17 protein-coding genes are annotated in these 19,589 nt (G+C 39.3%); 8 read left to right on the forward strand and 9 right to left on the reverse strand.

What is annotated here, in order from left to right; translation table 11 throughout:
* The first annotated feature begins 20 nt into the window (after positions 1–20).
* Positions 21–617 carry a phosphatase PAP2 family protein gene (locus BLV99_RS04680; protein ID WP_092688202.1) on the forward strand — a complete coding sequence of 199 codons (597 nt, stop codon included), beginning with the start codon at positions 21–23 and terminating at the stop codon, positions 615–617.
* Between the two features lie 56 nt (positions 618–673).
* Here BLV99_RS04680 and proB read toward each other — a convergent pair whose 3' ends face one another.
* From proB to BLV99_RS04695, 3 genes are all read right to left on the reverse strand, one after another.
* Complete coding sequence (gene proB / locus BLV99_RS04685; RefSeq protein ID WP_086184995.1) at positions 674–1,807, reverse strand: glutamate 5-kinase; 1,134 nt, start codon at positions 1,805–1,807, stop codon at positions 674–676.
* A 29-nt stretch (positions 1,808–1,836) separates the two neighbouring features.
* Positions 1,837–3,054, reverse strand: a complete 1,218-nt coding sequence (gene cgtA, locus BLV99_RS04690) for an Obg family GTPase CgtA (RefSeq protein WP_092688206.1) — start codon at positions 3,052–3,054, stop codon at positions 1,837–1,839.
* 534 nt (positions 3,055–3,588) lie between these two features.
* A complete protein-coding gene (locus BLV99_RS04695; protein ID WP_092688209.1) occupies positions 3,589–3,969 on the reverse strand; it encodes a winged helix-turn-helix transcriptional regulator in 381 nt (126 codons plus the stop codon).
* 116 nt (positions 3,970–4,085) lie between these two features.
* Here BLV99_RS04695 and BLV99_RS04700 point away from each other — a divergent pair, with 116 nt between their 5' ends.
* Complete coding sequence (locus BLV99_RS04700) at positions 4,086–4,946, forward strand: SDR family oxidoreductase (protein ID WP_092688212.1); 861 nt, start codon at positions 4,086–4,088, stop codon at positions 4,944–4,946.
* Positions 4,947–5,055: 109 nt separating this feature from the next.
* Here BLV99_RS04700 and BLV99_RS04705 read toward each other — a convergent pair whose 3' ends face one another.
* From BLV99_RS04705 to uvrB, 4 genes are all read right to left on the reverse strand, one after another.
* Positions 5,056–6,513, reverse strand: coding sequence for a glyceraldehyde-3-phosphate dehydrogenase (locus BLV99_RS04705; protein ID WP_086184991.1), 1,458 nt, complete (start codon positions 6,511–6,513; stop codon positions 5,056–5,058).
* A gap of 259 nt (positions 6,514–6,772) precedes the next feature.
* Positions 6,773–7,702: an EamA family transporter RarD gene (gene rarD / locus BLV99_RS04710; RefSeq protein ID WP_086184990.1), complete on the reverse strand. Its 930-nt coding sequence runs from the start codon at positions 7,700–7,702 to the stop codon at positions 6,773–6,775.
* A gap of 237 nt (positions 7,703–7,939) precedes the next feature.
* Positions 7,940–8,545, reverse strand: coding sequence for a lipocalin family protein (locus tag BLV99_RS04715; RefSeq protein WP_086184989.1), 606 nt, complete (start codon positions 8,543–8,545; stop codon positions 7,940–7,942).
* A gap of 123 nt (positions 8,546–8,668) precedes the next feature.
* Positions 8,669–10,693, reverse strand: a complete 2,025-nt coding sequence (uvrB, locus tag BLV99_RS04720; RefSeq protein WP_086184988.1) for an excinuclease ABC subunit UvrB — start codon at positions 10,691–10,693, stop codon at positions 8,669–8,671.
* Positions 10,694–11,012: 319 nt separating this feature from the next.
* On the opposite strand from uvrB, the gene BLV99_RS04725 reads away from it, so the two are divergent.
* Positions 11,013–11,801 carry an A1S_2505 family phage non-structural protein gene (locus BLV99_RS04725; RefSeq protein WP_092688215.1) on the forward strand — a complete coding sequence of 263 codons (789 nt, stop codon included), beginning with the start codon at positions 11,013–11,015 and terminating at the stop codon, positions 11,799–11,801.
* 191 nt (positions 11,802–11,992) lie between these two features.
* Positions 11,993–13,441, forward strand: coding sequence for a sensor domain-containing diguanylate cyclase (locus BLV99_RS04730; RefSeq protein WP_092688217.1), 1,449 nt, complete (start codon positions 11,993–11,995; stop codon positions 13,439–13,441).
* A gap of 67 nt (positions 13,442–13,508) precedes the next feature.
* On the opposite strand, the gene BLV99_RS04735 is transcribed toward BLV99_RS04730, so the two are convergent.
* Positions 13,509–13,688 (reverse strand): hypothetical protein, encoded by a 180-nt coding sequence (locus BLV99_RS04735; RefSeq protein WP_092688220.1) that lies wholly within the window; start codon positions 13,686–13,688, stop codon positions 13,509–13,511.
* A 421-nt stretch (positions 13,689–14,109) separates the two neighbouring features.
* Here BLV99_RS04735 and BLV99_RS04740 point away from each other — a divergent pair, with 421 nt between their 5' ends.
* The 4 genes from BLV99_RS04740 to BLV99_RS04750 all read left to right on the forward strand — a co-directional run bounded on the left by BLV99_RS04740 (position 14,110) and on the right by BLV99_RS04750 (position 17,830).
* A complete protein-coding gene (locus BLV99_RS04740) occupies positions 14,110–15,192 on the forward strand; it encodes an OmpW/AlkL family protein (RefSeq protein WP_092688223.1) in 1,083 nt (360 codons plus the stop codon).
* Between the two features lie 155 nt (positions 15,193–15,347).
* Entirely contained in the window at positions 15,348–16,562 is a 1,215-nt protein-coding gene (locus BLV99_RS04745; protein WP_092688226.1) for an MFS transporter, read from the forward strand.
* Positions 16,555–16,689: a hypothetical protein gene (locus tag BLV99_RS18600; protein ID WP_280138265.1), complete on the forward strand. Its 135-nt coding sequence runs from the start codon at positions 16,555–16,557 to the stop codon at positions 16,687–16,689. Before BLV99_RS04745 ends, BLV99_RS18600 begins: the two co-directional genes overlap by 8 nt.
* Positions 16,690–16,873: 184 nt before the next feature.
* Positions 16,874–17,830, forward strand: coding sequence for a TauD/TfdA dioxygenase family protein (locus BLV99_RS04750; RefSeq protein WP_092688229.1), 957 nt, complete (start codon positions 16,874–16,876; stop codon positions 17,828–17,830).
* 189 nt (positions 17,831–18,019) lie between these two features.
* On the opposite strand, the gene sthA is transcribed toward BLV99_RS04750, so the two are convergent.
* Positions 18,020–19,435 (reverse strand): Si-specific NAD(P)(+) transhydrogenase, encoded by a 1,416-nt coding sequence (gene sthA, locus BLV99_RS04755; RefSeq protein ID WP_074946312.1) that lies wholly within the window; start codon positions 19,433–19,435, stop codon positions 18,020–18,022.
* Between the last annotated feature and the right edge of the window lie 154 nt (positions 19,436–19,589).

Raw genomic sequence — 19,589 nt, forward strand, 5'->3', positions numbered from 1 at the left:
TCTTTGCATCAATTTTCATTATGTCTCTCACCGAATTAAATCTTAGCCTTTTTGAATGGATTAATGCATCGAATCATGCCAGCGATTGGATGATTAATTTTGCAATTTTCATCGCCAATGATTTGTTCTATATCATGATCATGTTTTTTGCATTTTTCTGGCTAAGAGGGAATTTTCAAGTTAAAAAACAAATCATTAAAGCCTTCATTTTTACTTGTGTGGCACTATCGATCAGCCAAATCATTTCTCATAGTTTTTATCATCCACGTCCTTTTATGATGGATGTTGGGCGTACCCTTATTTACCATTCGCCCAATGGCTCTTTCCCGAGTGACCATATGCTGATTTTCAGTAGTATTGCCTTTTCATATTTTTTCTCTGCAAAACGCTCCATTGGTGTAATCCTGATTGCAATAGCATGGCTGGTTGCATGGTCTCGGGTTTATTTGGGCGTGCACTTCCCTTTAGATATGCTTGGAGCTTTTTTCCTAGCCTTTATATTAAATTATTTCGGTTTAGCCTTATGGAATCAATACAAAATGATGATTATGCCATTTGTATTAAAAATACATCATTCGCTGTTTAAACCGCTGATTGAAAAAGGTTATGTCAAATAATTTTCAACTCACATAAAAAATCCCGCTCGAAAGCGGGATTTTTTATAACGAAATTTTTAGTAAATGGCCATATGGTTACGGTGAATCATTTCTAAAGAACGCGCTTCACCTAAAACTTGATAAACTTTATCTGAGGATAAACCCTTCACAATTTCAGCAGAACGAGAACTAAAGTTGACTCGACCCACTGCGACACGACCACCTTGACTATCAACGCACTCAACCACATCACCACGATCAAAATGTCCTTCCACCGCTTTTACCCCGACTGGTAATAAGCTACGGTGATTATCTTTAATCGCTTTTACCGCACCATCGTCCAAGACCAAACGACCAGCTGTTTGTAAATGCGCTGCTAACCACTGTTGATGTGCAGTCATACGATCATTGTCGGTAATAAATAATGTTCCGAGCAACTCGCCAGACATTAAGCGAGCAAGTACTTGAGCACTTTCACCACTGGCAATCAGCGTTGGACAACCTGATTTGGCTGCTAAACGTGCGGCACGAACTTTGGTCAACATACCACCACGACCAAATTTACCACCACCGCCAGCCATATCAAATAGGCTTTCATCCAATGCGCGAACCGTATGGAACAGCTTCGCATTTGGATTAGAACGCGGGTCGGAGTCAAACATGCCTTGCTGATCGGTTAAGATAATCAGCAAATCGGCATGGACTTGACCTGCAACCATCGCAGCCAAAGTATCATTATCACCAAAGCGAATTTCATCAGTCGACACCGTATCATTTTCATTAATGACAGGAATCACACGCCAATCAATTAAATGCTGTAAAGCATCGCAAGAGTTTAAATAACGACGACGGTCTGCCAAGTCATCATGGGTCAATAAAACTTGTGCCGTTTGAATAGCATGGTTTTCCAATACGCTCGACCATGTTTGAATTAAGCCCATTTGCCCAATAGCAGCACATGCCTGAAGACTCGGTAAATCAGTGGGTCGGTTGGTCAATTTCATTCGAACCATACCTTCAGCCACAGCACCTGAAGACACGAGAATAATCTCATGTCCTGCATTGTGTAGATCTGCAATTTGTTTCGCCCAATGCGAAATTGCTGCAATATCTAAACCTTGCCCATTTGCTGTGAGTAAAGATGATCCGATTTTAACAACGATTCGTTTGCAATCCTTGAGCTGACGTTGCCCATCCACCACTTCTATCATCTTGTCCTCAGTTACTCGTATTTCAGAGCTTAACGTACGTAAAACACTTCCATATCGCTATCATCGCCATCTTCATCATCTTCATCGTCGTCTCCCAACAGACCTTCAAGACGTTGTTGACGACGCATTTCACGATAGGCTTCTTTCGCTGCAATGGTTTGTTCACGTGTTTCAGCTTCAAGCTGATCACGGAATGCTTTCATTGCCGCAGCGTATTCAGGATCTTCAACTTCGCGTTCGCGTTGTTGCTCAATTTCATCCATTAAGTAATACACAACGTCTTTCGTACCTTCCGACATCAAGCCAGAAGTTTGGAATACAGGACCTTCCCATTGAATTTCATCAAGAATGTGCTGACACCATTCTTCACGCGTTGATTCTTCAAGTTGATCGACTTTATTCAACACCAATACCACTGGCAATTTCGCTAAAGTTGGAGAGAATTTTTTCAATTCTTCCACAATTGCTTTCGCGTTATATGCTGGGTCTGAACCATCAATTGGTTGAACATCAATAATGTGCAACAAGATACGCGTACGTGCCAAATGTTTAAGGAAGCGAATACCAAGACCCGCACCTTCAGAAGCACCTTCGATCAGACCTGGAATATCGGCCATTACAAATGAACGGTGACTATCGGCATCCACCACACCTAAGTTAGGCACCATTGTAGTAAATGGATAATCTGCAACTTTTGGTTTCGCAGCCGATACAGCACGAATAAAGGTCGATTTACCTGCATTTGGCATACCCAGTAAGCCAACATCCGCAAGAACTTTAAGCTCTAAACGAATTTCACGGAACTCACCTTTAATACCATGAGTACATTTACGCGGTGAACGGTTCGTCGATGATTTAAAGTGAGTATTCCCCAAACCACCTTGACCACCCGCGGCAACCATGACGCGTTGGCCATCAGCGACTAAATCGCCAATGATATCGCCAGACTCTACATCGACGATGGTTGTTCCTACTGGAACTTTTAATATGGTGTCTTCACCGCCACGGCCTGCACAGTTCGCACCACGACCATTTTTAGCACGTTCCGCACGGAATCTACGTGTATAACGATAATCTACGAGTGTACTGGTGTCATTGTCTGCTTCAACATAAATGCAGCCACCACGCCCACCATCACCACCATCTGGACCACCAAATGGTACGAATTTTTCACGGCGAAAACTGGCTACGCCATTGCCACCGTCGCCAGCCTCTACGGTAATGACTGCTTCATCAACAAAGCGCATACTGCCAATCCTCTAAATACTTTAAAACCGCATATTCTGCCATATTTTAAAGAATTTCTCGAATAGTATTATTCAGCATTACATGATTTTTAGTCATGCCCAGACCATCCTTCTACAGCTCAGCCTATATTTCGGACTTTACTTGAAAAAATCGCGACCAATTTAAAGCACACTAGCAGCGTATTGCTATACACACTGCCCCAACATGGATCGCGCCAATTTTGATTTTTCTATTGAGCTGCACTTCAATTACACCATCACTTTAAGACGAGGTAAAAATTAAAAATCAGGTTAAAGATAAGCTGTTTGGATGAACAATAAGTACATCCGTCTTTACGCTGTAGCAACTAAACCATAGCGGTAGATTTTAGCGCTATGATGAATCTTGCTTGACCTTTTCCAAATCCGTTCGTAAAAATAGGCTCATTGTTTTATTCTTTTTTTAATGAATATTTTAACTTTTATCGGATTCAAGAAGATCTTTAGAGCTTATACATCTTCGCAAAACTCAGGCATCATCATCTCAAGCAATATTTACAATGATGGCGTAGCACACTGTTTGTTTTCCATAATTTCAGGCAAATTACGTTCAATCCAGCCAATCAAATGATTCAGCTTTTCCGCGGCTTGTGAGCCTAAAAGAGTCAGCTGATATTCAACTTTTGGAGGCACAACAGGATAAACCGTACGAATGAGAAAGCCATCTTTCTCTAAAACCTTCAAAGTTTGAGCCAACATTTTTTCACTGACCCCGTCTATACGCTGTCTTAACTCACTAAAACGATGGATACCATCGCTTAAACAGCGCAAAACCAACACAGACCATTTGGTGGTTAAGTGTTCTAATATTTCACGTGAAGGACACTCGTTGGATAAAACTTGTCCAAGTAAATTACTCGTTGCATAGTTACTCATCATTTCTCTCCAAACCGAAATAAACTTACTTTTAGGTACGTACTTACATTAGGTAAGCTAGTATATTAAGATAAAAACATCAAGTATGCAAAACAAACAAATTAAAGGTGAGTCAAATGAAAATTGCAATCACAGGTGCAACTGGTCAGCTCGGTCAATTGGTTATTCATGCACTGTTAAAAAATACCGCTGCAAGCAATATTGTGGCATTGGTTCGCAATAAATCCAAGGCTGCCGATTTAAAAGCCAAAGGAATTGAACTGCGTTTCTTTGATTATGACACACCTGCAACTTTAGCTTCGGCATTATCTGGAATTGATAAACTGTTGCTTATTTCAGCCAATGAAGTGGGTCGTCGTACACCGCAGCATAAAGCGGTCATTGATACGGCTCAACAGGCAGGCGTTCCTTATATTGCCTATACCAGTTTGCTGAATGCCGATCATTCTCCGCTCGGTTTAGCACAAGAACACCGTGAAACTGAAAGCCTCATTAAAGCCAGCGGCTTGCAGTACACGTTCTTACGTAACAATTGGTATAGTGAAAACTATTTAGCGGGTGTCAATCATACCGTTGGAATCGGTACGCTATATGGTGCAGCAGGCGAAGGAAAAATTAGTTCAGCAGCACGTGCAGACTATGCTGAAGCCGCAGCAAAAGTGCTCACCACATCTGGACATGAAAATAAAACCTATGAACTTGCAGGTTCAACCAGCTTCACATTGGCAAATTTAGCAGGTGATATTGCTAATGTTTCAGGAAAAGAAATCACTTATCAAAACCTCAGTGCTGAAGATTACACTCAAGCTTTAACACAAGCTGGCTTACCTGCTGGCTTGGTCGATGTGATTGTCGATGCAGATATACAAACTGAAAAAGGCGCTATGTTTAGTAACAGTAAAGACTTAGAACAACTGATTGGGCATCCAACTACACCGATTAAAGCACAAGTTGCCACAATTTTAACGGCATCGTAATTGTTCCATTCATAATGCTCCCCCCTTCTTTTTCAAGAAAAGAAACCGCCCTTAAATATCAAACAAAAAAAAGAGCCTCACATGAGGCTCTTTTTTACTGCTTTACAAATTATGCATTTTTTTCAGCAGGAATTTTGCGGTAGCTTACGCCACACATTTGTTCAGCAATACGTAATACTTGGCAGCTATAACCGACTTCGTTGTCATACCAAACATAAGCCGTTAGACGTGTACCTGAAGTGATTGTTGCTTGCGCATCAAATACACCCGCAGTACGTGAACCAATAAAGTCAGAAGATACAACTTCCGTCGAATTTGTATAACCAATTTGACCTTGAAGGCTTGAATTGATTGAAATTTGACGAATGTATTCATTCACCTCTTCACGATCAACTTCTTTCTCAAGGGTTAAGTTAAGAATAGCCAGTGATACGTTTGGCGTAGGAACACGTACAGAGTTACCTGTTAACTTACCTTTAAGTGCAGGAAGTGCTTTTGCAACCGCTTTAGCAGCACCAGTTTCAGTAATCACCATGTTCAAAGTCGCAGCACGACCACGGCGATCTGCACTGTGATAGTTGTCGATTAAGTTTTGGTCATTAGTGAAAGAGTGAACAGTTTCAACGTGACCATTGATCACTTTGTATTTGTCATCTAACACTTTTAAGACTGGTGTAATTGCATTTGTAGTGCAGCTTGCAGCAGAGATGATTTTGTCTTCATCTAAAATATCAGTATGGTTTACGCCATAAACGACATTTTTCATTTCGCCTTTACTTGGCGCAGTCAATACCACACGAGCAACGCCTGGGCATTTCAAGTGTTGAGCAAGACCTTCCGCATCACGCCATTTACCAGTATTATCAATGACTAAAGCATTGTTAATACCATAAGCAGTGTAATCCACTTCAGCTGGGCTAGATGCATAAATAACTTTGATAAAGTTACCATTGGCAATGATCGCTTCATTGGCTTCATCTACAGAAATTGTGCCTGCAAATGGACCATGAATTGAATCACGACGCAATAAAGACGCACGTTTTTCTAAATCACCATCAGATGATTTACGAACCACAATGGCTTTAAGGTTTAAACCACGACCAAGACCAGATTGACCAATGATTAAACGTGCAAGGATACGACCGATACGACCAAAACCATAAAGAACAACGTCTTTAGGTTCAACAGTTTCAGCATTGCCTTTTAACGATTCTACTGCTTGCGCAACAAAAGCGTCGATATCGCCGCCTTTTTCATTAAATTCAACGGCTAGTTTACCTAAATCGATTTCAGCAGAACCGATATTTTCAACTTTAGCCAATGCTTCTAAGATTGGAAAAGTATGAACAACTGAAAGCTCAACGTCCATAACACGTGTACGGCGATGCGCTTTTAAAATTTGGATTACTGAACGGTTAACTAAAGAACGACCGAATACAGAAGTCACGATATTTTTTTCACGATACAACTGACCAATTAAGGCAATCATATGTTCCGCGATTTCTTCACGGTTTTTCCAGCGACCTTGGTGCTCTGCATGTAGGGCGATGATAGTGTCTTTGCTCACAGATACGTCCTCTAATTAATTGTATATCTAGGCATAAATTTCAAAACCCGACAATTGTAAAGGAATTATCGAGAAGTTTGAATCAAAAGCTGATCCAGACTTGGCTATTTTCCTACATATTCATTATAAATTGAAAAAATAGTTGTAATTATTTTCATGATTCTCATATCAAAAGCACTTAAAAGTTTTATTTCTGATGAAAATGCTCAATTAAGCTCAGATGTTGTTTTATCAAACAACACCCAAAAGATAAAAACGATTACTTTAAGCGCTCTTGGTAATTTTCAAGATTTTTAGACAAGGCTTTTTGCTTTTGCTGCTGTTTAACTAGGTGAATCGAACCTTCAACGATGAGCAGTAACACCGCAAACCAAATTGGAATATAAGTAAACCATTCAGCTGCTTTAATTCTTTCACCTAGAATAATGGAAGAAAAAGCAAGCAATATAGGCTCTAAATAGCTTAATAATCCAAAGATGACAAAAGGTAAATAACGACTCGCCAGCATATAACTCCCCAGTCCAAATGCACTTAAAAAACCTAAGCCTAAAATTGCCAAAATTAAGTGGGGAAACTGTGCAATCAAGTTAAATGAGTCGCTGTAAAGCGTTGCTAGGTAAATCGCAACAGGTAGAATTAAAAACAAATCCCACCAAAAACCACCTAAATGATCCGTTTTAAAAGCACGTCTTAAGAAGAAGTAAACAGGATAAGCCACCGCAACATAAGCAGTTTCCCATGCAATACTGCCGATACGCCATAATTCATGTCCAACCCCCATGCAGGCAAATAGCACTGCGGCAAGTTGCCATTTGGACAACTTTTCTTTGTAAATCACACAACCTATCAGCACCATCACCAAGGGCAGTAAAAAGTAGCCTAATGAGACTTCTAAACCGCGTCCATTCATTGGCCCCCATAAAAACAGCCAAAGCTGTGAGGTACACATTACTGAACTGATGATCAACCAAATAAACAAAGCAGGTTGCTTAAAAATACGTTTAAAAATTTCGGCGATATATTTTAAATCACCCGTCCACCACATAAATAAAGTCAGGAATGGCAGTGTTGCTAACATACGCCAAGCAAAAGTTTGTTCACTATCAAGTGGTTTTAAAAATTGAGTATAAAAATACAGAACACCAAAAGTGATAGATGCCAATACAGACAATGCTACGCCTTTATACATCTTTCACCTCTAAATTTATGTCATGTATATTATAAGCATTTCACTCTGATAAAACTTGATCATTCACCTTTCAATTTGACTATTCAATAAGAAACCATGCCGAAACATGGTTTTTATAAGATCACTGACAGCACTTAATAAACCTGTACATGGTTTATTTTTTTAAAATAAGCGTGGTTTTATTTAGGCTTTACAAAGTACATCTAATGCCGCATAAACCACTCATGCAAAAACCGATTAATTTAATATTTTAAGATTATTGTGCGTTTGCTTGGTATGAATAAGATCGGTCAAGTTATAGCCGACTGATTTTGCATATTCTAAATATTCATTGACCACCGCTTGATCTGGCTGTGCTGAACGTGACAATACCCACATATATTTACGTCGTGGTTCACCAACCAATACGGTTTGATAATCATCATCTATTTTTAAAATCCAATAATCACCGCGCGCTACAGATAACCAGCGAATTGCTTCAGGTAAAAAACTAACTTTTAACTTGGTATTAAAAGGTGCATTTTGCACGAAGGCTTCGCCAATCGACTGCTGTAACTGCCCATCTTTACTCAAACAACGGTTGCTTACGATGACATTACCATTTTCATTTAAAGTATAGGTCGCTGTAACATCACGATTGCACTTATTTTCAAAGTACATCGGCTTACGCGCAATTTCATACCAAACCCCCAGATATCGGTCTAACTGAACTTTGTCTACAGTTTGCAATGGTTTGGTCTGTGCATATGCCAGTGTTGCAGCACCCAGACCAATCAACACAACCCCACCCACTGCAATTTTAGCAAGTGTAAAACCTGCCTTTGGAAGATTTTTAGCAACCATAAAAAATACCTGATTAAGAAAATCATATTATTTAATGATGAATATCCATTAAAATAACGAGTATTTTTCAGCCGTACTGTAGCGTTATGTAATGATTCTTGAAGATAAAATCATGATTTCAATCTAGGTCAACATTTGGGCTTTCAAACGCACAATTTCATCACGCAAACGTGCTGCCTGCTCAAACTGTAATTCTTTCGATGCTTTTAACATCTCTTTTTCCAGTTTAGACATGTGTTTTGCCAGCAATTTAGGATCGGCCAAAATATGCCGTTCATCGGCACTTAAAGCACGGGCTTGATCAGAAACTTTGCCATCAATTTGATCATCTGTTAGTACCTCACCAGTATCAATGTCTTTTTTATTTTGACGTTTGGTACTGCGTGGGGTAATACCATGAATTCGATTAAATTCCATTTGTTTAGCACGACGACGATCTGTTTCATCAATCGCTTTTTGCATGGAGTCAGTTATTCGATCACCATATAGAATTGCCTTTCCTTTCACATTACGTGCAGCACGACCAATGGTTTGAATGAGTGAACGCTCTGAACGCAAAAAGCCTTCTTTATCTGCATCTAGAATCGCCACCAAAGAGACTTCGGGCATATCTAGACCTTCTCGCAATAAGTTAATCCCCACCAAAACATCATGCACACCAGAGCGTAATTCATGAATAATCTTCACACGCTCAACCGTATCAATATCTGAGTGCAAATACGCGACTTTCACCCCATATTCTTTTAAATAAGAGGTTAAATCTTCCGCCATACGTTTGGTCAAGGTCGTGACTAAAACACGTTCATCTAAATCTTTACGCAGGTTGATTTCTGAAAGCACATCATCGACTTGCGTCAGTACTGGACGAACTTCAATTTCTGGATCAATCAAACCTGTAGGACGAACCACTTGCTCTGCAATTTGCTCTGATTTTTCCAACTCATATTTTGCAGGTGTTGCACTGACATAAATGGTCGTTGGAATAATGCGCTCCCATTCTTCAAACTGCATTGGACGGTTATCCAAGGCACTGGGCAGACGAAAACCATAATTGACCAAATTTTCTTTACGCGAACGGTCACCTTTATACATGGCGCCAATTTGCGGAACCGTCACATGTGATTCATCAATAATCAGTAAAGCATCATCAGGAAGATAATCAAATAAGGTAGGTGGTGCTTCACCCGATGGACGACCTGATAAATGACGGGAATAGTTTTCAATCCCATTGGTATAGCCTAACTGCTGCATCATTTCTAAATCGTAACGGGTACGTTGTTCGATACGTTGTGCTTCAAGCAGTTTGTCGTGTTGTTTAAAGAATGCCAAACGCTCTTTCAGTTCGTCACGGATGGTGCCAATTGCACGGTGTAAATTATCTTTCGGTGTCACATAGTGACTTTTTGGATAAATTGTTACCCGTGGTGCTTTACGCACTAGTTTTCCAGTCAATGGATCAAACCAACGAATCGACTCCACTTCATCATCAAAGAGTTCGATACGAATGGCATTTTGATCTGATTCGGCAGGAAAAATATCAATAATTTCACCACGGATACGATACGTACCGCGTAAGAACTCCAGTTCATTGCGGGTATATTGCATCTCGACCAAACGACGAATAATGTCGTCACGACTAATACGATCGCCCTGTACAATATGCAGCAGCATACTCATATAGGCATTGGGATCACCCAAACCATAAATAGCAGAAACGGATGCCACAATAATGGCATCACGACGTTCTAATAAAGTCCGCGTTGCTGAAAGGCGCATTTGATCGATGTGATCATTAATTGCAGAATCTTTTTCAATAAAGGTATCGGACGATGGAACATAGGCTTCAGGCTGATAGTAGTCATAATAACTAACAAAATATTCAACCGCATTATTGGGGAAAAAGGACTTAAATTCGCCATAGAGCTGCGCAGCCAAGGTTTTATTATGCGCCATCACAATCGTTGGACGTTGTAATTGGGAAATCACATTGGCCATGGTATAGGTTTTCCCCGACCCCGTGACTCCTAATAACAACTGATCGTGATAGCCTTTTTCAATGCCACTGACTAACTTTTCAATGGCTTGTGGTTGATCCCCAGCAGGTTGATAGCTGGTCACTAATTCAAAAGGTTGCTGACTATCCTGCATAGTATCCATCTTCAACGACATAACGTTGATAGTATGAGGGCTAAAAATCTACATGCAATATCAGTCGCCTTATATTTCTGTATTTAGCCCATTCAACAAAACCATGAGAACGAAATCAGGTTGATATTACATTTAACCATTTGTATGCAACCCAGATGAATTCAATTGAAATATTAGCTCTAATTTTAGTGCAAAATCAGATGTATATCGCCCTAAATACGCCATCCTTTATGCTAATGTTAAAAATGCTGATCTTTCGCTTGACCATCTGTCATTTCAATTGCAACATGAAGAAAGACCATCACGATTGCATCCGCCTATGTCATATCTCTATCACGATGAAAATATTATAAAAAGCTTACCTGAGGACACTGTGTTTGTTTTCGGCAGCAATATGGCAGGCAACCATGCAGATGGTGCAGCACATACGGCTCTAGCGCACTTTGGTGCCATGCAAGGTGTGGGTCGAGGTTGGTCAGGTCAAAGCTATGCTATTCCGACCATGAATGAACATTTACAACAAATGCCCTTGTCGCAAATTCAGCACTATATTGATGATTTTAAGATTTACACCAAAAACCATCCCAAAATGACCTATTTCATTACCTCGATTGGTTGTGGCATTGCGGGTTATAAAACTGAAGAAATTGCGCCAATGTTTAAAGGCATTTCACATAATGTCATTTTCCCAAGTTCCTTCCGTCCTTTTGTAGAAAGAGCACTGCCAAAACTGACACGCCATTTTTTAAGAACGGTATTTAATGATGCAATTATTTTTTCAACTGCTGATGAAGATGTGATCAATCAACTCGATTTATCCGAAAGTGAAAAAAGTGCTGCAAGAATTATTTTACATACTCAAATGTACCCAACGGACAGTAATGGACGTGATCGCATTTTTGAAATTTCAGATATTTTGCACACCTTAAACGGTCAAATTTTCGAGTGGCAAAGTAAATCTGAAGGTGCAATGTTATTTGGTGGGGTTATTTTAGCTTTATTGGAACTTTACAACATCAACGAAAAAGATTTTATTGATGTTTGGCAAGGTGAACGAGAAATCCCTGCACCCAAACCTGAAAATAAAGCACGGAAGCAAAGTCGCTAAATAGCAGCTACATAACATCAATCAATATGAGCCAATGTCTACATTGGCTTTTTTTTATTGATATTTAAGATTCAATGACCAATACCTCAATTGTTAAAAATTACATTTTAATTATCACATTCTTTTAAAAAAATATTTTTTTCGTTTTATACTCAACACCTAAATTGATCTAAAAATGATGAGCTCCTTCAATGGAAATATTGGATTCGCCTTTTTTTGAACTATCACCAATTGCAATGTGGCTTGAAGACTATAGCGACATAAAAAAACAATTTAATATTTGGCGTGAACAGGGTGTCCAAGATCTTTTCAGTTTTTTACAAGAAGATGAATCTCGTATTCTTGAATGTGCAAGAAAAATTAAATTATTAAAAGTAAATTCCAAAACACTTGAACTCTATCAAGCCAAAGACTTTGAACATTTATCCCAAAATCTTAGTTTGGTGTTTAAAGGTGACATGACCAAAAGCCATATCAAAGAGCTGATGGCTTTGTGGAATGGTGAAACGCATTTTTCCAACTCTGCGGTGAACTATACCCTAACGGGTGAACGTCTTGATATTCAGCTCAAAGGGATCGTACTCCCAGGGCATGAACATGATTTATCGCTGTTATTGATTACCACTGAAGATATCACACCCTACACTGAAGCCTGTCGTCTTGAAGAAAAAAGCCGCCATTTGGCAGAAGCACGCTTTATGTATTCACCGACCTCTCTCTGGGTGGAGGATTTTAGTCGTATCAAAACAAAATTAGATAACGTCCGTGCTTTAGGGATTGAAGACTTTAAGACTTTTTTGGATGTGCATAATGATTTTATCAATGAGTGTATTAAAGATATTGTAATTATTGATGTCAATCAGGCAACACTCGATTTATTTGGTGCTCCGAATAAAGATGTTTTATATAAAAATATACACAAAGTTTTTGCTCAAGAAATGGTTAAAACCTTTCGAGAACAATTAATTGAGCTTTGGAATGGCAATATTCATCATCATCGTGAAGCCATTAATTATGCACTCGATGGCAGTATCCGCCATGTATTGCTGCAATTTACCGTATTTCCAGATTATCTTGATGACTGGGGAATGGTTCAAGTTGCACTTACCGATATTACCGCTCGAAAAAAGGCTGAGAACTATCTTGAATATTTAGGCAAGCACGATGTGCTGACCAAACTCTATAACCGTGCTTTTTATACAACGGAAATAAATCGTTTAGAACGCAATATGCTACGCCCTGTGTCCTGCATTTTTATGGATATGAATGGACTAAAGGAACTCAATGATACTTTAGGACATGATGTTGGTGATAGTTTATTACAACGTATGGGCAATATCTTAACCCAATTGGTTCAGCAAACGCTTTATTCTGCATGTCGCATTGGTGGAGATGAGTTTGTGGTTCTTTTGCCTGGTGCCGATGAAGCTGCGCTCCAAAATTGTTTGCAAAGTTTGCAAGAACTGTTATTTGTCGATAATCAATTTTATTCTCTTCAGCCTCTTAACCTATCCACTGGTTATGCAACCAACAAAGATGGGGAACGCATGGAAGACATGCTCAAACGTGCTGATATGGCAATGTATCAAGAAAAAAGAGCGTATTATCTTAACAACAACCGCAGAACAAACACGCCATAATATTTTAAAACTCAAGAAACACTCAAAGAAAAAGCCATGGTCACACCATGGCTTTTTCTTTGAAAGCTTAACGCTTTCCCATCGAACGGCGTGTACCGCGAGGTGGCATCCATGTACGATCCGCATAACGTTTTGGACGGGGACGCACTTCATCTAACACTTCATCAAGATTTTGCTCATTTTCTTTTTTAATAGGAAAAGGCAAATTGACTAATGGTTTTTTCTTGGGAGTATTTTGGGTGCTCATGTGATTCACTCAATAATTTATGAGCCGTATTGTACGGAAAAATGCCCTCAAGTGCGAGATCGGATTGTCAAATTGTTTAGACCTCGTTTTACGCTAAAGTCCAACATGGCTGTATTATTGGTTTAATCAGATTTTCTGACCTTATGATAACAACCTATATCAGTCCTCAAAATACGTTAAAAATATATAAATAAAACAATCATTATTTCAATATTAAATGCATGGCAATTTAAACAAAAATTAAAAATATGCAGTTACATAAAATTATTATTTTCTATGCTATTGAAACAAATAATCTATTTTTTTACATGAACACAACTATATTTATATTCTTCAATAACTGTTCACTTTTTTTCCGTTCATATAATCGTAAAAATCAAAGAAAAAACTTATAAACACAAAATGGACATGGAGTCCCTGAATGAAAAAATCGTTACTTTATATTATGTCGTCTCTTGCATCCTTACCTGTAATTAGTCATGCCGATTCCCCTTATTTTAGCTTAAAAGATGGTGATGGCTTTAAACGCTTTTCAATTTCTGTAGGTGCGCTACATGTTATGCCGCAAGGTAAAGCTCAAGCCTTTCAAGTGAATACCGCCGTTAAGAATGGTGAAGTGTCCAAAAATGGGGACATTCAAGTTGATACCGTATTAAACAATCTAAATCCAGATGTTGACCAAGCAGGACTTGCAGCCGCCTTAAAATTTTTGGGATTTTTTACAGGCGGCAATTTACCCGCAGATCTGAGTGGCTCTTCTAAAATTAGTGGTTTAGAACGTTGGGAAGCTCAAGGAACAGGACTTGAAGCAGATGATGTTACGACATTGGGCATGATGACCAATTACTTCTTTAGCGATCATATTTCATTTGAAATTAAAGCAGGCATTCCACCAAAAGTTGACTTACAAGGTAAAGGAAAAATTTATGCTCCTTTTTCAGCAGTTGCCACGCCACAAATTGGCAAGCTTCCTCTAGAATTTCTGAACATTGATCTTAAAAATAATATTTTTATTACCGATTTAGAAGCACATGGCCCTGCGGCTTCCGCACGTGCTTGGACACCCGCCTTTGAATTCCAATATCACTTTGGTAAAACGGGTGTAAATAAATTCCGTCCTTATGTGGGCTTAGGTGTCATATATGCATACTTCAATGCGCTGGAAATTAACCCACAAATAGAACAAGACTTAATTGCAGCGGGTCACATGATTGCCAATATTAAAGAAGGCAATGCTGGAGCTTCCTTAGAAGGGAAAAAGAGTAAAGCCAATCCTCAAGTTGACCTAGAAACAACCGATGTGATTGCCCCTATCGCCACTGTTGGTTTTACTTATGACTTTAATAATAAATGGTTTGCAGTCGGTTCAGTGTCGTATGCGCACATGAAAAATGAAACTACAATTACGGTCACAGATGCAACTCATGGTGAGTTAATTCGATCTCAAGCCAATATTGAAATTAACCCATTATTGGTTTATGCAGGCGTTGGTATGCGCTTCTAAGTTTTTATTGATTAAAAGATGATTTCAAATCGTCTTTTTTATCTGACTCAAATTTTCTATAACTTAATTTTATCGTTTTTTTAAATTTTATTTAATCGCTTCCCTATTCATAATCTAATAACATAGCGACATTAGATTTACATCATGGATGAGTTATGTCAGATACACGTTTTTCCAAACCTCTCATTTACATGTTAATTGGAAGCGCGCTCATTCTGGCGTTATCACTGGGTGTACGTCATGCCTTTGGTCTATATCTGGTTCCAATGAGTCATGAATTTGGTTGGGGGCATAATGTCTTCAGTCTTGCCATTGCCATGCAGAACTTAGTTTGGGGCGCTGTACAACCCATCACAGGGGCATTTGCTGACAAATATGGCAGTAAAATTGTCGTTGCTGTGGGCGGTGCTTTATATAGTTTAGGCTTATTGCTGATGGCCTTCAGCTCCACAGGCTTACTGTTAAATTTAAGTGTCGGTTTAATTCTGGGGTTAGCGTTATCTGCAACCTCATTTCCTGTTTTACTCTCAGCCGTTGGACGTGCAGCCCACCCAGATAAACGTAGCCTTGCCATGGGTATTGCCAGTGCAGCAGGCTCTTTTGGGCAGTTTATTATGCTGCCTTCGACCTTATTGCTGTTACAAAACATTGGTTGGTCAGCAGCCTTAGTGGTTAGTTCAATTTTAATTGCCTTGATTATCCCATTGGCATGGATGTTAAAAGCACCAATGTATGTCGCTCCGCATACCTCGGCTCATAGTAATAAAGCCAGTTTAAGCTTTAAACAGATCTTGGTTATTGTCAAAAACCATCAGCCGTTTTGGTTCTTGGCCTTGGGCTTTTTTGTTTGTGGTTTCCAAGTGGTTTTTATTGGCATACATTTACCCGGTTATTTGATCGATCATGGTTTTAATGCCACCACAGGCACAATTTTCCTTGCCTTGGTCGGTTTGTTTAATATTGTCGGGACATATAGTGCGGGTTGGCTCGGTGGAAAATACTCCAAGCCACATCTACTCATGTGGTTATATGGTCTCCGTGGCATTACCATTATTACTTTTCTACTGTTGCCTTTGAGCGTTTGGACAGTTTACGCTTTTGGTGTCATCATGGGCTTATTGTGGTTGTCTACCGTACCGCTGACCAACGGCATTGTGGCCAATATGTTTGGGGTTAAATACCTCTCCATGCTCAGTGGTCTAATCTTTTTTACTCATCAAATCGGTTCATTTTTTGGTGGCTGGCTAGGTGGTGTCAATCATGATATGACTGGCAACTATAATGCAGTTTGGATGTTTTCAATCGCGTTGAGTTTACTGGGTGTACTGGTACATTTCTTTGTCAATGAAGAGGCCGTGATTCATGACTAATTCTCTATTTGGTTTAAAAAGCATCATTGCGCTAGCCGTTATTGGCTCACTCAGCCTTGCTATTCTGTTGTGGTTCAAAACCCCACAACTCTTTATATATTTCAATCAAGCTTTCTGCCCACATTAATGCTTCAAAATCAGCAGCTAAAACAGCAAAAAAATGACTTTATTTTGCTGTTTATATTAAAAGTCTTAAAATCATTTATTTAGATATTTTATTTATTATTTCATAAGCTTAGCAATTCTTTTGATTTTATATTTGCATCATTTTTGATTAAATTTTTTTCACAGTAAAATAACTTGAGAAAAAAATGACCAGCCTAACCCAACTATCACAAGCCATTCATGATGCTCCTCGCTGGCATCAGGCAGAACAACTTCAAAATCCAGAAGAAATCAGCATTATCCCTCTCCACGATGAAGCATTAGGTGCAGTGGTTTTCGGTTTAGATGCACGCAAAGCTCAAGCAGGTGAAACCATTCACCGACTGAAACAAGCCCTTGCTGAGCATTTAATCTTAATCTTTAAAAAGCAAAGCTTAGATGATTTTCAATACTTAGCCTTTGCCAGTTATTTTGGCTCTATTTTCCGCCCAAGCGCAGATAATCCTGTACTGGCAACACAGTCTGATACTGGCACCCCACCCGATGTGATTCCAGTCTCGAATGCTGTTGGCCAAGGTGATTACACGGGACATGGTGAACTTTCCCCGCATGCAGATCACCAATGGACAACGCAACCCTCTTTCGGCTCGTTACTCTATGCGATAGAACTTCCCGAAGATGGTGGGCAAACCGCATGGTTCAATACCATTAAGGCTTATGACGCTTTAGGTAAGGACACCCAAAACCAGATTGATCAATTACAACTGATTACTTACAACCCTTTTGCCCGCTCACAAAACAATAAAGGTACGGGTGGTTATGGCGACACACCCTATTACCGTTTTAAAGATCAACCCATTATTGGACATGCTTATCCACACCCTTTAGTACGCACTCACCCTGAATCTGGACGTAAAGCACTTTGGCTCAATACGCGTTCAGAAGTAGAATTAGTCAATTATGAAGATCAGGCAGGCAATGCTTTAATTCAAAAGCTACGTGAACACTTACTCAAACCTGAGTTCCGTTATGAGCATCAATGGGAGGAAGGTGATATCGTATTTTGGGATAACCAAGTCACCCTTCACTCACGACAACCATTCCCTTCAGATCAGCGTCGTTTACTTAAACGCATTAGTTTGGCTGGTGGACGACCTTTCTAATCCTTTTCCTTTCATTACAGAATGGGCATCTTGGAAGAATAAAAACAACTTAACCTCAAGATGCCCTGATCTAATTACAAGCAAAGCCAATCTGAATATCTCACCTCAGGATAAGTTAATTTTTATGCTTCATAAAAAAAACCCGCAAGCATTTACTTACGGGTTTTCAATTTAAGACTTAAATCAGACTTAAAATAAACGGTTCATACCATTTAACGTTGCAACACGGTACGCTTCTGCCATCGTTGGATAGTTGAACGTGGTTTCAACAAAATATTTAATTGTGTTGTTACCACTATTCATCACTGCTTGACCAATGTGAATAATCTCTGAGGCATTATTCCCAAAGCAATGCACACCTAGAATTTCCAAAGTGTCACGGTTAAATAAAATTTTCAATTCACCGACAGTATCACCAGTAATTTGTGCACGGGCCAAATGACGGAAAGATGCTTGACCAACTTCATAAGGAATTTTTTCTTCAGTCAATTGTTGTTCAGTTTTACCAATAGAAGAAATTTCTGGAATGGTATAAATACCCGTCGGAATGTCTGTTACAGGTTTAACGCCTTCTTCACCACTCATATTTGCACCTGCACAACGACCTTGGTCATAAGCAGCAGAAGCAAGGGATGGCCAACCAATTACGTCACCCGCAGCGTAAATATTTTCTACTTCAGTTTGGTATTGATCATTCACCGTAATTTGACCACGGCTGTTTGGCGTAATACCAACATTTTCCAGCCCCAAACCATCGGTATTACCCGAACGACCGTTACACCATAAAATGGCATCGGCTTTAATTTTCTTACCACTTTGTAAATACATGACCACATGATCATCAAATGTTTCAAGGTGATCAATTTGTTCGTTATGACGAATCAATACCCCTTGTTCACGCAAACGGTAAGACAAAGCATCTGAAATTTCATCATCAAGATAACTTAACAATTTAGGCTGAGTATTGATCAAATCTACTTTATGGTCGAGTCCAATAAAAATCGATGCATATTCACAACCAATAACACCAGCACCATAGATGATGATTTTTTGAATTGGAAAATCCAAATCCAAAATTTTATCCGAATCAAATACACGTGGGTGATTAAAATCAAGTACAGATGGACGATATGGACGCGAACCTGTCGCAATCACCAACTGTTTAAAAATAATGGTTTCTTTAATCCCATCATCACTAAAAATCAGTACTGTGTTTTTATCTTGGATATATGCACGGCCATGATAAATATTAATTTTATTTCGGTCGTAAAAACGTGAATGTGTATCAACCTGTTGTTGAATCACTTTATGGGCATTGCGTAATACTTGCTTCATGGTGAACTGTTTCCAGTCGCCCACTTTTTGGAACATTGGATCACGTTGGTAACGGATAATGCTCGATACTGTTTGACGCAATGCTTTACTTGGAATAGTACCCACATGCGTACAGTTACCACCTAACTGCTCACGCATATCAATAATTGCAACACGCTTGCCTGATTTAGCAAGTTTCATTGCCGCGCCTTCACCAGCAGGGCCTGAACCGAGAACTACCGCATCGTATTTAACGAAAGTTCCGCTAACGACCTCTTTTTTACGTGGCATTCAACGCTCCTTTAATCAATTCTGTCGCCAATCTTCTGCATATTATGACTGAAACACAACTCATTTGGTGTATTTACCTAGCATATATTGCATGATAACTACATTTATTAAATGAATACCGTTTTCACCCTATTTAGACTCAAATTCGCTATAA

It is taken from the genome of Acinetobacter kyonggiensis (assembly GCF_900107285.1).
Taxonomy (GTDB): Bacteria; Pseudomonadota; Gammaproteobacteria; order Pseudomonadales; family Moraxellaceae; genus Acinetobacter; species Acinetobacter kyonggiensis.